This window comes from Nonomuraea sp. NPDC047897, from assembly GCF_043204415.1.
In the GTDB taxonomy this organism is placed as follows: domain Bacteria; phylum Actinomycetota; class Actinomycetes; order Streptosporangiales; family Streptosporangiaceae; genus Nonomuraea.
On record NZ_JBIDCC010000001.1, the window covers coordinates 635,227 to 650,212 of the forward strand.

Here is a 14,986-nt window from a genome sequence, read left to right on the forward strand (position 1 = left end):
GGATCACCCTTTCGTCGCTCCTGCGGTGAGTCCTCCGATGAGGTGGCGTTCGGCGACGGCGTAGAAGCCGAGCGCGGGCACCATGGCGAGGACGAGGTAGGCGAGCACCCGGGCCGTGTCGGAGGCGTACTGGCCCTGGAACTGCTGGACGCCGAGCGGCAGCGTCCAGGCGGACTCGTCGCTGAAGACCACCAGGGGCAGCATGAAGTTGTTCCAGCTCCCGACGATGGCGAGGACGGAGACGGTGGCGAGCGCGGGGCGGGCCATCGGCAGCAGGATGCGCCAGAAGAACCCGAACGGCGTGCAGCCGTCGATGGTGGCCGCCTCCTCCACCTCGCCGGGGATGCCGCGGAAGAAGCCGCGCAGGATGATGATGGTCAGCGGCAGCCCGAACGCGGCCTGCGTGAGGATCACGCCCAGCGGGTTGTCGATCAGCCCGAACGTGCGCAGCAGGACGAAGATCGGCAGGATGGCCACCGCGAACGGGAACATCAGCCCCATCGTGAAGACGGTGAACAGCGCCTCGCGGCCCCGGAAGGCGAAGCGCGCGAAGACGAACGCCGCCATGGCCGACAGCCCGACCACGATGACCGTGCCGGTCAGCGCGATGAACGTGCTGTTCCAGAGCTGCCGCCAGAACGCCCCGGAGCCGAGCACGTCGGTGTAGTTGCCGGTCTGCCACGGGTCGGGCAGGCCGAACGGGTTGGTGGACAGCTCGTCGGTGCTCTTGAAACCGCCGAGGAGGGCGTAGCCGACGGGGACGAGGATGAACGCGCCGATGATCCAGGCGATCGCGTGCAGGGGAAGAGTCCGTCTCATCTGCGGTGGTCTCCCATGGAGGTGGTGGCGCCCGCAAGGTCGCGGCGCATCACGAAGCGCTGGTAGAACAGCGCGAAGACGAGGCTCAGCGCGAACATCACGACGCTGATGGCGCTGGCGTAGCCCACCTGGTTGCGCCCGAAGCCGAACTCCATCATCGTCACGGCCATGGTCTCCGAGGCGTGCGACGGGCCGCCCTCGGTCAGGATCCACACCAGGTCGAAGAGCTGGATCGTGTAGATGACGGACAGGAAGACGCTGATGCGGATGGTCGGCCCGAGCAGCGGCAACGTGACGTGGCGGAACACCTTCCACGGGGTGGCGCCGTCGATCTGGGCGGCCTCGATCAGCTCGTTCGGGATGCCCTGCCGCCCGGCCAGGTAGATCATCATGTGGAAGCCGAAGTACTTCCACGTCATGACGAGGAAGAGCGACGGCATCACCGTGTCCGGGTCGGACAGCCAGGCCGATTCCAGCCCGGCCACGCCCAGGAGCTGGTTGGCCAGCCCGGACTCGGGCGAGAGGATCAGCGAGAACAGCACGCCCGTGATGACCTCGGACAGCACGTACGGGGCGAAGAACACCAGCCGGTAGATCGTCCGCCCGCGGAGGCGCTGGTTCAGCAGCATGGCGATGGCCAGCGAGAACGGGAGCTGCACCACCAGCGAGAAGACGACGAGGACGGCCAGGTGCCACAGGTCCTGCCGGAACAGCTCGGTCCCGAACAGGCGGGTGAAGTTGTCGAAGCCGACGAAGTCCGTGGGCAGGCCGCCGAAGCCGTTCCACTTGAACACGCTGGCGTAGCCGGCGATCACGATGGGCGCGACCACCAGCAGCAGGAACAGCGCCAGGGCGGGCGCCACGAACAGGGTGACGGTCAGCCACAGCCGCCGCCGGGGAGCGGGCCGCTCGCGGGCCGGAAGCGCGGGCGCCTCCGGCCCGCGGGTCAGCGTCGTCATTCGCTCTTGGCCACTTCCGTGATGGCCTCGGTGACCTGTTGCGGGGTCCTGGTCCCGGCGATGAGCTGGGCCACGCTGTCGTTGACCTCGGCGCCGACGGCCGGCGGGTAGGCCTGGTCCAGGTAGAGCTGGTAGCCGGTGGCGGCGGCCAGGGAGTCGGCCACGATCTTGAGGTTCGGGTCCTTGACCGCGCTCTCCTCACCCTTCAGCACGGGCAGGGTGCCGCCCGCCTCGACGCTTTTGGCGTGCACGTCCTTCTGGGTGACGTACCTGAGGAACTCCACCGCCTCGGCGGGCGCGTCGGCGCCGACGGCCAGCCCGCCGCCACCGCCGAACGCCTCCGTGACCGTGCCCTTGCCGCCTTCGACGGCCGGGAACGGGAAGAAGCCGAGGTCGTCGCCGAGGCCCTTGCCCGACGACTGCTGCACGGCCGGGGCCCACTGGCCCATCAGCTCCATGGCGGCCTTGCCGTTGGACACGCTGGCGGACTGGCCGTCGGGCGTGGAGTAGCCGGCGCCGAGGAAGCCCTTCTGGAACGGCTGCAGGTCCACCAGGGCCTTGAGCTGCGTGCCGGCGGCGACGAAGTCGGGGGTGGCGAAGCTCTTGTCGACCGCGGCCTGCTGCAGGGCGGGCAGGCCGCCGATGCGCATGGCGAGGTAGGCCCAGTAGTAGTGGCCGGGCCACTTCTCCTTGCCGGCCAGCGCGATGGGGGTGGTGCCGGACGCCTTGAGCTTGCCGACGGCGTCGAGGAACTCGGTCCAGGTGCCGGGCGGCCGCGTGATGCCGGCCTTGGCGAAGAGCTTCTTGTTGTACCAGAAGCCGACCATGCCGATGTCGATCGGCAGCCCGTAGGTCTTGCCGTCGAACTGGTACGCGGTGAGCGCCGCCTTGGTGAAGCCGTCGAGGGCCGGCGCCACGTCGGCGGTGATGTCTTTGACCAGACCGGCGTCGATCTGCTGCCGGAGCACGCCGCCGCCCCAGGTGGCGAAGACGTCCGGCGCCTTGCCCGACTGGGTGAGCGTGGTCAGCTTCGCCTTGTAGGCCTCGTTCTCCAGCACCGTGGCCTTGATGGTGACGTGGGGGTGCCTGGTCTCGAACTCCTTGGCCCAGGTGGCCATGATGGTCTTCATGGGTTCGGTGGTCGACAGGTGCCACAGCTCCAGCGTCACCTTCGCCGGCGCGCCCGCGTTGCTCGACTCCGGCGCGGCGCTCCCGTCGCCGCCTCCGCCGCAACCGGTGACGAGCACGGCTGTGGCGATCACCGCGAGACTGCGTTTCATAGGGGCTCCCTCAGGGTCGAAACTTTCGTGAAACCCCCCGATACTTTCGTTGCCTGGAGCATAGGTAAACAGCTTGTTACGCGTCAATAGCGGTGATGGGAGCGTTTCCACGCCGAAAGTTTCGGTACACTGCCGACCATGCCAGCGAAGAGGCGGGTCACGATCGCCCTGATAGCCGAAGAGGCGGGGGTCTCGGTCCCCACGGTCTCCAAGGTCATCAACGGTCGTCCCGAGGTCGCGCCGGAGACCCGTCACCGGGTCGAGCGGCTGCTGCGGGAGCGCGGCTACCAGCGGCGCGCCAGCCAGGCAGACACCCCGGCCGGGCTGGTGGACCTGGTGTTCGCCGAGATCGAGTCACCCTGGGCCATGGAGATCGTCCGGGGGGCCGAGAGCGCCGCCCACGAGGCCGCGGCCAGCCTCGTCATCTCCGTCCTGCACACCCACGCCGGCCCCGGCCGCGACTGGCTCGAACGCCTGGCCGGCCGGCGCACCGACGGCGTGGTGATCGTCGCCTCCAAGCTGTCGGCGGGCGTCCAGGACCAGCTCATCGCCCGCTCCCTGCCGTTCGTCGTGGTCGACCCGGAGGGCGAGCCGGCCGCCGGCGTCGTGTCGGTGGGCGCCACCAACTGGAACGGCGGACTGGCCGCCACCCGCCACCTCATCGAGCTGGGCCACCGGCGCATCGCCATGATCAGCGGCCCCGCCGACATGCTGTGCAGCCAGGCCAGGATCGACGGCTACCGGGCCGCCCTGGCCACGGTCGGCATCCCGGTCGAGCCGGAGCTCATCCGGCGTGGCACGTTCCTCGTCGACTCGGGCCACGACCACGGCCACGCGCTGCTGTCGCTCGACGACCCGCCCACCGCGATCTTCGCGGGCAGCGACCTGCAGGCGTTCGGCGTGTTCGAGGCGGCCCGCCAGCGGGGCCTGCGCGTGCCCGAGGACCTCAGCGTGGTCGGCTTCGACGACCTGCCGCTGGCCAAGTCGGCCTGGCCGCCGCTGACCACGGTCCGCCAGCCGCTGCAGGAGATGGCGGCCCTGGCCACCCGCACGGTGCTCGGCATGGGGCGCGGCGAGGTGCCCGAGACGCGGCGGGTGGAGCTGGCCACCGAGCTGGTCGTCCGCGAGAGCACCGCACCCCTCCCCGCCTGACCGCGCGGGACCCCTCCCCGCCTGACCGCGCGGGCGTTTCCCGGCGGCGCCCCCGGGCAGCCGGAGCGTCATGACGCGAACTCTCATCAGCGAGGCGGTCAAGGGGGCCGCCGGCGGGGCACTCGCAACGGCGGCGATGAGCACGGTCATGCTGGCCGGCGAACGCGCCGGACTCATGGGCGACCAGCCGCCCAAACGCATCGTCCGCTCCCTGCTGCCCGGGTCCAGGCACCGGCCCAAGCCGGGCGAGGGCGTGCTCGCCACCGCCGCCCACTTCGGCTTCGGCATCGCCTCCGGCGCGCTGTTCGGCGCGCTGGCCCGCCGCCGCCGCGTGCCGCTGGGGGTCGCGTACGGGCTGGCGATCTGGCTGGTCAGCTACGCCGGCTGGGTGCCGAAGGTGGCGACGCTGCCGCCGATCCACCGCGACCGGCCGGGCCGTCCAGCCGTGATGGCCGCCGGCCACGTGGTGTACGGGACGGCGCTGGCCTGCGCGCTCAACCGCTGGGACCGGCGCGGCTGACGCTCACCCGCGCCAGAACCTCACCTCCGGGTACGCGGGCGACGGGCCGTCCAGCAGCGGCCGCCGCTCGCGCAGCAGGTGCCGGTCGAAGAACGAGCGCACGTACGTCCGCGTGATCGCGGTCGCGCGGCCGCCGTCGAGCTCCTGCGCCGGGATGCCCAACTGCCGCCGCAGCACCGCGTAGTCGGTGAAGGCGGCGTGGTCGGTCCCGGCCACCGTCAGCCACCGCTTCCACCCCTTGACGTGCGGCCAGAACGTCTTCCACGAGCCGTCACCGGCCGGCGTGTGGTTCCGCTCGGTGCCGACCATCAGGTACGGCCGACGCACCGGCTCGGCGGGCACCTCCGGCATCACGGTGCCGTCCAGGTTGACCCCGGCCCGCACCCGGCGGTCGGCGGCCATCACCTGTGAGACGGTGTTGCCGCCCAGCGAGAACCCGGCCATGCCGATCCGTGACCGGTCGACCAGCCGCCCCCAGCGTCCGCGGAGCAGCTCGTCCAGCACGAATCTCATGTCCCGCACCCGGCTCGCGGTGATCGTGGCACCCCACTCCCGGGTCATCTTCGTCCGGCAGGTCACGCAGCCGACGGTCCGGCCGTCCGGCAACGTCGTCGCCACCGACTCGTGGGTGTGCTCGACCGCGGCGACCAGGTAGCCGCGGCTGGCCAGCTCCTCGCCCAGCGAGGTCATCGTCGCCCGGGGGAAGGCGTGGCCGGGCGACATCAGCACGAGGGGCAGCCCGCGCTTCACCGTGACCGGCGCGGCGCCCGCCCGGGCGTGGGTCCGGGTCGCCGCCAGGGCGTCCGGCGGGACCTGCTCGTACGGCGCGAGCACGGCCGCCGACTCGGCCGCCGTCAGGTAGGGCGCGGCAGCGCCGGACGACGCGGCCGCCGGGTACCACACCGACACCGGGAGCTGCCGGTCACCGAACTCCGGCACCCACGGGTCCGGGCGGCTCCGGTCGACCAGGTGCAGCGCGGCGAACCCCACGGGCAGCCTCCCCGTCGGCGCGGGCAGGGCCGCCCGGACGGCCGGGGACGGCTGCCCGGTGGAGGGCCGCGTGGTCGGTGAAGGGCTCTGGGCGTGGGCGGCCGGCGCGGCGAGCAGCGAGCAGGCCACGCCGAGGGCCACGAGGACGTGTCGTTCCATGCTCCCCACCCTGGGGTCCGATCCCGGCCGCGTCCCGACCCGGACGTCGACCGGCACCCCCTCCTTTCGTCGCACGCCGGTCCTCCGATCGGCGCTTCCCGCCTGCCCCGTGCCACCCCATAGCCTGTCCGGGTGCGGGTGAACAGGCAGATGACGCCGCTGCTGCTCGGCGTGGCCGTCTTCACGGTGTCCCTGGGCTCGGCGAGCGGCGGGCTCGGGGTCGTGTCCGGCCTGCCCTTCCCGTTGCCGCTGGCGGCGGCGACGGCGGCGGGCGCGGCGGCCTGGTGGGCGCGCCGGTCGTGGTGGCCGCTCGCCCTGGTCGGCGCCGCCGCCTACGTGGCGCTGGTGATGTGGCCGCCGCTCGTGGTCGCCTCCTACCACGCGGGCACGCGGCTGCGCCGCACCCGCGACATCGCCCTCTACCTGGGCGCGGCCGGCGCCGTGCTGGCCGCGTCGGTGGGAGCGGGACGGCTCGCCGGCGGCACCCGAGAGCTGGCGACCGCCACCGCGGCCAACGCGGTACTGATGATCGTCGCCGCGATGGTCCTGCCGCTGGTCTACGGGCTGTGGATCAGGTCCCGGCGCGACGTGCTGGCCGCGGCGCGGGAACGGGCCGACCGGCTGGAACGCGAGCAGGTGCTGCGGGCCGAGCAGGCACGCGACCAGGAGCGGGCCCGCATCGCCCGGGAGATGCACGACGTCGTCGCGCACCGGGTCTCACTCATGGTGCTGCACGCCGGGGCGCTGGAGCTGGGCGCGCGCGACGAGCGCACCGCCGGGACGGCGGCCGTGATCGGCGGCATCGGCCGCGAGGCGCTCGCCAACCTGCGCGAGGTGCTCGGGGTGCTGCGCTCGCCCGGACAGCCCGCCCCGCTCGCGCCGCAGCCCACCCTGGCCGACCTCGACCGCCTGCTCGACCAGTCGCGCGCGCTGGGCATCCCGGTGACCCGGCACGACCACGGCGAGCCGCGCCCGCTGCGCTCGACGGTCGAGCGGACGGCGTACCGGGTGGTGCAGGAGGCGCTCACCAACGTGCACAAGCACGCGGCCGGCGCGCCCACCGACGTGCACGTGCGCTTCCTGGCCGGCGAGCTGCGGGTGGAGGTCAGCAACCGTCCGGCGCGGGGCGACGCCGTGCCCGACGCCGCGCCCGACGCCGCGCCCGACGCCGTGCCCGACGCTGTGCCGCTGCCAGGCTCCGGTTGGGGGCTCGCGGGGCTGCGGGAGCGGGTGGAGCTGCTGGGCGGCACCCTGCGCACCGGCCCGTGCGACGGCGGCGGCTTCGGCGTCGTCGCCGAGATCCCCCTGGAGGCGGCGTGATCCGGGTGCTCGTGGTGGACGACGAAGCCCTGGTCCGCTCCGGGCTGCGGATGATCCTGGAGACGGCCGGCGACATCGTCGTGGCCGGCGAGGCGCGCGACGGCGCCGAAGCCGTCGGCGCGGTGACCAGGCTCGCGCCGCACGTCGTGCTGATGGACGTCCGCATGCCCGGCGTCGACGGCCTGGCCGCCGCCGCCCGCATCCAGGCCGCGCCGGACGCGCCCAGGATCGTCATGCTGACGACGTTCGACCTGGACGAGTACGTGCACGAGGCGTTGCGGCTGGGCGCCGTCGGATTCCTGCTGAAGGACACCCCGCCCCGCGACCTCATCGCCGCCGTGCGGACGGTGGCGGCCGGCCAGGCGATGCTGTCGCCGTCCGTCACCAAGAGGCTGATCAGCGCGTTCGTGGACCGGGCGCCGTCACGAGCCGAACGGGCGCGCGCCCGGCTGGCCGCGCTGACCGGCCGGGAGGAGGACGTGATCAGGGCCGTGGCCCGCGGCCTGTCCAACGCCGAGATCGCCCGCGAGCTGCGCCTGTCCGAGGCGACGGTGAAGGCGCACCTCAGCCGCGTACTGGCCAAACTCGGCCTGGCCAACCGGGTCCAGGCCGCGATCCTGGTGCACGACGCCGACCTTTGACGCCGGGATAGGGTCTGCCCCGTGAGCACCGAGTGGGAGCGGCTGTCCGAGCGGCTGCGCGCGTTCGTCCGGGCCAGGGACTGGGAGCAGTTCCACACGCCCAAGAACCTGGCGATGGCCCTCGCCGGTGAGGTCGGCGAGCTGGTGGCCGAGCTGCAGTGGCTCACCCCCGAGGAGTCGCGCGACCTCGACCCCGACACCCTGGCCAGGGTCCGGGCCGAGCTGGGCGACGTGACCGGCTACCTGGTGCGGCTGGCCGACGTGCTCGGGGTGGACCTGGTGGAGGCGGCCCACGCCAAGCTCGACGAGAGCGAACGCCGCTACGACGCCGACCGCTACCGGGGATCGGCCAGGAAGGCGCCCCCGCTCGCCCCCTGACGCCACCCTGCCCGCCGCCTCCCAGCCCGCCGCCACCCTGACCGCCGGCCCCCGCTAGGGTGGCGGGCATGCGTTTCGGGGTGCTGGGCCCGCTGGCCGTCTGGACCGACGCCGGGCAGCCCGTCGCCATTCCCGGCCTGAAGGTGCGCGTCCTCCTCGCCGACCTGCTCGTCAACGCGGGCCAGGTGGTCTCGGCCGACCGGCTCGTCGACGACCTGTGGCGCGGCGAGCCGCCCGGCAACCCGGCCGGCGCGCTCCAGGTGCGGGTCTCCCAACTGCGCCGCGCACTGGAGGACGCCGAGCCCGGCGGCAGGAACCTCGTCGTCTCCCGCCCACCCGGCTACCTCCTCGCCGCCGCGCCGGGCGCGCTCGACGCCGCCGCGTTCGCCGGGCTGGTGACGCGAGCCGGGGCCGCCGGCGATCCCCGCGAACGGGCCGCGCTGCTGGCGGAGGCGCTCGGGCTGTGGCGCGGGCCGGTGCTCGCCGACTTCGCCGACGAGGAGTTCGCCAGGGCGGCGATCGCCCGGCTGGAGGAGCAGCGTCTCGCCGCCCTCGAACAGCACGCCGAGACGCGGCTGGAGCTGGGCGAGCACGGTGAGCACGGCGCGCTCGCCGCCGAGCTCGGCGACCTGGCGGCCCGTCACCCGCTCAGGGAACGCCTCAGGGCCGCACACATGCTGGCCCTCTACCGCGCCGGACGGCAGAGCGAGGCCCTGGCCGCATACGCCGACCTGCGCGAGCGGCTGGCCGACGAACTGGGCCTGGACCCCGGCCCCGACCTGGCCGAGCTGCACCGGGCCATCCTCGTGCAGGACCCCGCGCTGAGCGCCGCGCCGCCGCCCGAGCGGCCCCGCACCAACCTGCCCGCCCCGATGAGCGGCCTCATCGGCCGGGACACCGAGCTGGCCGAGGTTCCCGCCCTGCTGGCGGACGCCCGGCTCGTGACGCTCACCGGCAGCGGCGGCGTCGGCAAGACCCGGCTGGCACTGGAAGTCGCCACCCAGGTGGCGGAGGCGTACCCCGACGGCGTGTGGCTCGTCGAGCTGGCCGCCCTCGACCGCCGCACGGCAGCGGACCCGCAGGCCGGGCCCGTCGCGGAGGCGGTGCTGGCGGCGCTCGACATCCGGGAGGGCGCCGAGACCCACACCCCGGCCGAACGGCTGGCGCAGGCGCTGCGCGACCGCCGCACCCTGCTGGTGCTCGACAACTGCGAGCACCTGGTCGAGCAGGTGGCCGCCCTGGTCGAGCCGTTGCTGCGCGCCGCGCCCGGCCTGCGCGTGCTCGCCACCAGCCGCGAACCGCTGGCCCTGCCCGGCGAGGTGCTGTGGAGCGTGCCACCGCTCGACCTGCCGGCCGACGAAGGGCTCGACGCGATGCGGCGGTCCGGCGCGGTCCGGCTGTTCGCTGCCCGGGCCGCCGCCTCGACCAAGGGGTTCGTGCTCGACGCCGGCAACGCCGAGGCCGTCGCCCGGCTGTGCCGCGCCCTCGACGGCATCCCGCTGGCGCTGGAACTGGCCGCGACCCGGGTCCGGGCGCTCGGCGTGCACGGCCTGGTGGCGCGGCTGGACGACCGCTTCCGGCTGCTCGGCTCAGGACCGCGCGGCGTCCCCGAACGGCAGCGGACGCTCGCGGCAGTGATCGACTGGAGCTGGAACCTGCTGGACGAGCCCGAACGCGCCGTGCTGCGCCGCATGGCCGTGCACGCGGGCGGCTGCACGCTGGAGGCCGCCGAGGAGGTGTGCGCCGGCTCAGGAGACGGCGGCGACGGACCGGACCCCGACGTGCCCGACGTGCTCGACGTGCTGGCCAGGCTCGTCGACCGGTCGCTGGTGGACGTCGTGGAGACGGGTTCGGGCGTGCGCTACCGGCTGCTGGAGTCGGTCGCCGCCTACTGCCTCGACCGGCTGTCCGACGCGGGCGAGCTGGACCGGGCCCGCCGGGCGCACGTCCGCCACCATGTGGCGCTGGCCGTACGCGCCGAGCCGGCCCTGTACGGGCCGGACCAGGGCGAGTGGCTGGCCCGCCTGGACGCCGAGTCGCCCAACCTGCGCGCGGCGCTCGACACGGCGGCCGGCATGGGCGACGCGGCGAGCGCGCTGCGCCTGGCCAACGCGCTGACCTGGTACTGGTTCCTGCGCGGCAGGCTGGCGGAGGCGCGGCGCTCGCTGGAGACCGCACTGACCACCGCGGCCCGGACAGCCGGCCCATCCGGCTGTCCGGAACGCGCGGCCGGCCGGTCGGGTGACGTGCCCGGCAGGGCCCGGGCGGCGGCCTGGCACGCGGGGTTCGCGCAGTTGCTCGGCGAGGACGTCGCCTGGGACACCACGGCCGTGGCCGACCCGGGCGAACGGGCCAGGGCCGAGCTGTTCCTCGCGATGGCCGTCAGGGACGTCGCGGTCACGCAGGAGCTGCTCAGCGGTGCGCTTGCCACGTTCCGCGCGATCGGCGACGAATGGGGCGTCGCGGCGGTGCTGAGCAGGCGCGGCCGCGACCACTTCAGCCGGCGCGACCTGGCCGCGCTCGAACGCGACTGCGGGGAGAGCGCCCGGCTGTTCGACCGGCTCGGCGACCGTTGGGGACGGCTCCAGGCGACGGAGTGGCTCGCCGGGCTGGCCGAGATGACCGGTGACCTCGACCGGGCCGTGCTGCTGTTCGAGGACGGCCTGCGGATGGCCGAGGAACTGGGGCTGTGGCCGGAGGCCGCCCGGCGCACCGCCTGGCTCGGCTGGATGGCACTGGGGGCGGGCGACTACGACAGGGCCATGCACCTGTGCCGCCGGGCGCTGCGGCTCGCCACCGAACAGGGCTACCGGGAGGGTCAGGTCATGGCCGAGATGGCCCTGGCCTTCGCCGCGCGCCGGGCCGGCCTGCTCGACCTGGCCGAGACGCACCTCCTCCACCTGCTCGACGGGGTCCCGCGCCATCCCGGCGCCGAACCCGCCCTGCACCTGCCCACCACCTGCATCGAGCTGGGCTTCCTGCGGGAGCGGCGCAGCGACCCCGCCGCAGCCAGGGAGTTGCACCTGGAGGCGCTGGCGGCCGCCCAGCGGATCGGCGACCCGAGCACCGTGGCGTGGGCGGTGGACGGCCTGGCCTCCGCGTCGGCGGCGGCCGGCGACCACGAGCGGGCCGCGCGGCTGCTCGGCCTGGCCGGCGAGGCCCGGCACGCCGGCCGGACACCGGCCAACCGCTCCGAGCTGGACGAGGTGGAGCGCGTCGCCGCGTCGGCGCGGGCGGCGCTCGGCGAGGCCGCCTTCGCCGCCGCGTACGAGGAGGGCCGCCGGCTCAAGCCGGACGACGCCGCCGGCCTGTAGGAGCCGGGTTCACGCCCGCGACACTCGCCCGGCCGGTCGAGGAACACGCGCCGGGTTCACGCCCGCGACACCAGCTCGCCCAGCCGGTCGAAGAACTCGATCCAGCCCGCCTGCGCCTGCTCGGCGTGCTCGCGGGGCGTGTTGACACCGAACTGGTGGAACCTCATCAGCGTCCCGCCCCCGTACACGTCCAGCGTCACCGTCACCACCGAGGCCGGGCCGTCACCCGGGTCGTCCGGGTCGCCGGTGGTGAACACCAGCCTTCCGGGCCCCGCCACCTCACGGTAGACACCGCCGAGCGGCGCCTCGAAGCCGTCCTCGCCGACGAGCGTCACGCCCCAGGCGCCGCCCGGCCGCACGTCCAGGCTCATCCGGTCCACCGGGGCGCTCATGCCACGCGGCCCGAACCAGCCGGAGAACAGCTCAGGCTCGGTCCACGCCGCGAACACCCGCTCGCGCGGGGCGTCGACGATCCGGGTGATCTCGTACTCGGCGGTCTCGGTCATCGTGCTGCCTTTCGTCCGGCGTTCCGTTACGCCCACCACGATGTCGCGGGCCGCTTACGGTTTTCTTCCGGTGCCCTTCAGCCGGGGTTCTGTCGGTGTCGATCAGTACGGTCCCCGCCATGGAGATCATGAAATGAACCCGTGGCGTGAGGTCCTCGACCGCATCGAGGCAGGCGACAACGCGGGCCTGGTGGAGTTCCTCGACGGGCTCGGCGACGTCGGGCGGCACGCGGTCGCCGTGCAACTCCCCGGGCATCTGTCCGAGCGACTCGCCGCGGGCTGGCAGGCCCGCTGGGAGCTGCGCGACGAGGCGGCCGGCTACCGCCTCGCGGGAGCGGCCTGCCTCGGCGGCGCCGCCCAGGTCGCCACCTGGCTCAACCGGCGCGAGCTGCGCGACGCCGCCGGCCGCACCGACGCCGAGCGGATTCTCCGCCTGCTCAGGCGGCGGCCGGAGGGTTGGCGCCGGGACCTCGCCGTCCGCCTGGTCGAACGGCTCAGGCTGCCGCGCGGCCGGGCGGGCTGGCGGTGGACAGGCGGCATGCCCGGCTGGCACCTGGCGGCCGGGCTGATCCTGCAGACCGGCGCCGAGCCGCCCGCCAACGACGCCTTCACGGCGGGCTGGGTGCTGCGGATGGCCGCCGAGCGGGAGGTGCCACGCCCCGACGACCCGTTGCTCGACCTCATGGTCGCGCGGCTGTTCCACGCCGCCGGGGTCGCCGCGGGGCTCACCTGGAGCCAGGTCCGGGAGAGCCGGACCAGGGACTCGGGCCACGACATCGTCACCGCGCTGGTGACGATGTCCGGCGACGGCCGGCTCAAACGGCAGGACCTGCTCGACGGGTGCCTGACCCGGTTCCTGTCCGGCGCCGCCGCCGACGAGCTGGCGCCGTTCGTGGCGATGTGGCGGCAGCTCGCGCCTGAGGCGGCCGAGATCCCCGCGCTGGAGTTCACCAGGCTGCTGCCGTCGGCGCCGCCGGTGCTCGCGCAGCTCGCCCTCGACGAGCTGCGGCGCGCGGACCGGGCGGGGCTGCTGGACGGCGAGCTGTTCGGGGAGGCGGTGCAGGCGCTGGCGTACCGGCCCGAACGCAAGCACGTCACGGCGGCCCTGAAGTGGATCGCCGACACGGCCTCGCGCGTGCGGTCCGGGGACGCGTTGATCGCCCTGGCGACGGCGTTCTCCCACGAGGCGCCCGCTGTCCGCGACCGTGCCGTCCGCCTCGCGCTCAACCTCGGCACCCGCCACGCCCCCGGCATCGCGTCCGACGACCCTCTCGTGCCGGGCTGGGAAGCCGTCCGGGAGGCCGCCGCGACGCTGCCCGGTGACCTGCGCGAGCGGGTGGCCGCCGTGTTCGGCGAGGTGGCGGCGCCCGCCGACGAACAGCCGGCCGCGCCACCGGCGCCGGTCGCCCGCCCGCTGCCCGCCCTCCCGCCGCCGATCGAGACGCCGGACCAGCTGGCCGACGAGCTGTCCCGGCCGGCCTGGCCCGAGGAGCCGGCCGTGTTGGAAGGCGTCCTCGCCGCCCTGGTCGCCCTCACCCACCGCGACCGCGAGGCCGTGCTGGAGGCGTTGCGGCCGTGGTGGCGCACCGCCTGGCCGCAGCCGTTCGACGCCCACCGTTACGTGCACGGGTGGGGATACGACCGGGCTGTCCGGTCCCTGCTGCATCGGTGCGCGCTGGCCGTCGTGTCGCCCGCCGACAGCCGTGCGCTGACCGTCTCCCTGGACGCGTACACGCGCCCCCACCCCGTGCAGGACCCCCCGCTCCACCAGTTCGTCCAGCGGCGGTTCCGGGAGGTGATCGATCTGTTCGAGCGAGGCGGGACGGTCCCCGTGCTGCTCGCCACCCCGACCTCGCCCACCGGCCACGTCGACCCGGAGACGCTGCTGGAACGCCTGGAGCTGCTCGACGGCGCCGAACCCCTTCCGGCGGACCTCGACCAGGCGCTCCTCCGCCTCCCCCGCCTGGTGGCCGGCCCGCACGACCCTGCCGCGCCCGGCGACCCGCTGCCCTGGGTGCCCGCGCTCGCCGTACGCGCCGAGGAGATCGGCACCGAGGCGGGGCGGCGACTGGCTGCCTGGTTACGGGCCGGTGGGCTGCCCCACCCCGCCGTCTGGTGCACGCGCAAGAGCGTCAGCACCGTCTACGGCAAGACGTCCACCTGGAACACGCGGATCATCCCGGCCGCCGTCGTGCCGGACGCGATCGCCGGACTGCTGGCCACGGGACGCTCCACCGGCTACCCCGACGACACGGCGTGGTGGCCCTGGACCATGCCGTCCCATCGCGAGGTCGTCGCCGCCCACCTGCTTCCCGTCGCGGCCGCGTACGGCGAGCCAGGCCCTGCCGACGCGCTGGCGGCGCTCGCCCACGGCGACGGCCCGCTCGGCGAGGCCACCGCGACGGCGCTCACGATGGTGATGGGCCACCGGCGACCCGAACGCCGGGCGGCAGCCACGGACGCCATCGTCACGTTGGCGGGCCGCGGCGACCTGCCCGGCTTCGGGGGCGTCCTCGGGAACGTCGTCGGCCGGGCGGTGCGGGCGGGCCTGGTGAAGCTCAACCGGGTCAACACCGTCCTGCAGGAGGCCACGGAGGCGGGTGCGGGCACCTGGCCGGTCCTCGCCGCGGCGTTGGAGGTGCTGCTGCCGGAGCCGGGCTCGAAAGCCCCGGCCGGGCTGGGCGAACTGCTCGCGACGGCGGTACGCTCCGCCGTACTGGCCGGGGCCCGCGGCGACGTCCCCGGTCTGGCGGCGTTGGCGGCCCGCAAGGGCGCCAGCCGCACCGGCGAGGAGGCCCGCCGCCTCCACCACCACCTCACCGGAGCCTGACCCGCGCACCCGCCCGGCCCCCGGCGGCCCGCGCCTCCGCTGATCCGCGCCTCCGGGAGCTGCCCCAACCTCCACCACCACGCCGCCGGGCCCGGTCCCGGCGCCCAGCGCGGCGGAG

At 74.6% G+C, this 14,986-nt stretch carries 12 protein-coding genes; 7 read left to right on the top strand and 5 right to left on the bottom strand.

From position 1 onward, the window contains the following. Positions 1 to 3 precede the first annotated feature (3 nt). From ACGF0J_RS02880 to ACGF0J_RS02890, 3 genes are read right to left on the bottom strand one after another with little or no spacing between them, the layout of a single operon-like run. The gene (locus tag ACGF0J_RS02880; protein ID WP_393141698.1) at positions 4 to 819 is read right to left on the bottom strand and encodes a carbohydrate ABC transporter permease; all 816 of its coding nucleotides are present in this window, start codon (positions 817 to 819) and stop codon (positions 4 to 6) included. After that, positions 816 to 1,778, bottom strand: coding sequence for a carbohydrate ABC transporter permease (locus ACGF0J_RS02885; RefSeq protein ID WP_393141700.1), 963 nt, complete (start codon positions 1,776 to 1,778; stop codon positions 816 to 818). Before ACGF0J_RS02885 ends, ACGF0J_RS02880 begins: the two co-directional genes overlap by 4 nt. Beyond that, complete coding sequence (locus tag ACGF0J_RS02890) at positions 1,775 to 3,058, bottom strand: extracellular solute-binding protein (protein WP_393141702.1); 1,284 nt, start codon at positions 3,056 to 3,058, stop codon at positions 1,775 to 1,777. The genes ACGF0J_RS02885 and ACGF0J_RS02890 overlap by 4 nt, the downstream gene beginning before the upstream one ends. 138 nt (positions 3,059 to 3,196) lie before the next feature. Here ACGF0J_RS02890 and ACGF0J_RS02895 point away from each other — a divergent pair, with 138 nt between their 5' ends. Together ACGF0J_RS02895 and ACGF0J_RS02900 are read left to right on the top strand one after the other, a co-directional pair. Further along, the gene (locus ACGF0J_RS02895) at positions 3,197 to 4,210 is read left to right on the top strand and encodes a LacI family DNA-binding transcriptional regulator (RefSeq protein ID WP_393141704.1); all 1,014 of its coding nucleotides are present in this window, start codon (positions 3,197 to 3,199) and stop codon (positions 4,208 to 4,210) included. A 70-nt stretch (positions 4,211 to 4,280) separates the two neighbouring features. Beyond that, a complete protein-coding gene (locus tag ACGF0J_RS02900; protein ID WP_393141706.1) occupies positions 4,281 to 4,730 on the top strand; it encodes a DUF6789 family protein in 450 nt (149 codons plus the stop codon). Between the two features lie 3 nt (positions 4,731 to 4,733). Here ACGF0J_RS02900 and ACGF0J_RS02905 read toward each other — a convergent pair whose 3' ends face one another. Beyond that, on the bottom strand, positions 4,734 to 5,879 hold the full coding sequence (locus ACGF0J_RS02905; RefSeq protein WP_393141708.1) for an alpha/beta hydrolase family protein: 1,146 nt from the start codon (positions 5,877 to 5,879) through the stop codon (positions 4,734 to 4,736). Between the two features lie 132 nt (positions 5,880 to 6,011). Here ACGF0J_RS02905 and ACGF0J_RS02910 point away from each other — a divergent pair, with 132 nt between their 5' ends. The 4 genes from ACGF0J_RS02910 (at position 6,012) to ACGF0J_RS02925 (ending at position 11,532) form a co-directional block, all read left to right on the top strand. Then, positions 6,012 to 7,199, top strand: a complete 1,188-nt coding sequence (locus tag ACGF0J_RS02910) for a sensor histidine kinase (RefSeq protein WP_393141710.1) — start codon at positions 6,012 to 6,014, stop codon at positions 7,197 to 7,199. Beyond that, complete coding sequence (locus ACGF0J_RS02915; RefSeq protein ID WP_393141712.1) at positions 7,196 to 7,840, top strand: response regulator; 645 nt, start codon at positions 7,196 to 7,198, stop codon at positions 7,838 to 7,840. Before ACGF0J_RS02910 ends, ACGF0J_RS02915 begins: the two co-directional genes overlap by 4 nt. A 21-nt stretch (positions 7,841 to 7,861) precedes the next feature. After that, positions 7,862 to 8,218, top strand: coding sequence for a nucleotide pyrophosphohydrolase (locus tag ACGF0J_RS02920; protein WP_393141714.1), 357 nt, complete (start codon positions 7,862 to 7,864; stop codon positions 8,216 to 8,218). 68 nt (positions 8,219 to 8,286) lie between these two features. Continuing rightward, complete coding sequence (locus tag ACGF0J_RS02925; RefSeq protein ID WP_393141716.1) at positions 8,287 to 11,532, top strand: BTAD domain-containing putative transcriptional regulator; 3,246 nt, start codon at positions 8,287 to 8,289, stop codon at positions 11,530 to 11,532. A gap of 56 nt (positions 11,533 to 11,588) precedes the next feature. Here the strand turns inward: ACGF0J_RS02925 and ACGF0J_RS02930 are convergent, their stop codons facing one another. Further along, positions 11,589 to 12,038: an SRPBCC domain-containing protein gene (locus ACGF0J_RS02930; protein WP_393141717.1), complete on the bottom strand. Its 450-nt coding sequence runs from the start codon at positions 12,036 to 12,038 to the stop codon at positions 11,589 to 11,591. Positions 12,039 to 12,171: 133 nt separating this feature from the next. On the opposite strand from ACGF0J_RS02930, the gene ACGF0J_RS02935 reads away from it, so the two are divergent. Further along, a complete protein-coding gene (locus ACGF0J_RS02935) occupies positions 12,172 to 14,868 on the top strand; it encodes a DUF6493 family protein (RefSeq protein WP_393141719.1) in 2,697 nt (898 codons plus the stop codon). The last annotated feature ends 118 nt before the right edge of the window (positions 14,869 to 14,986 follow it).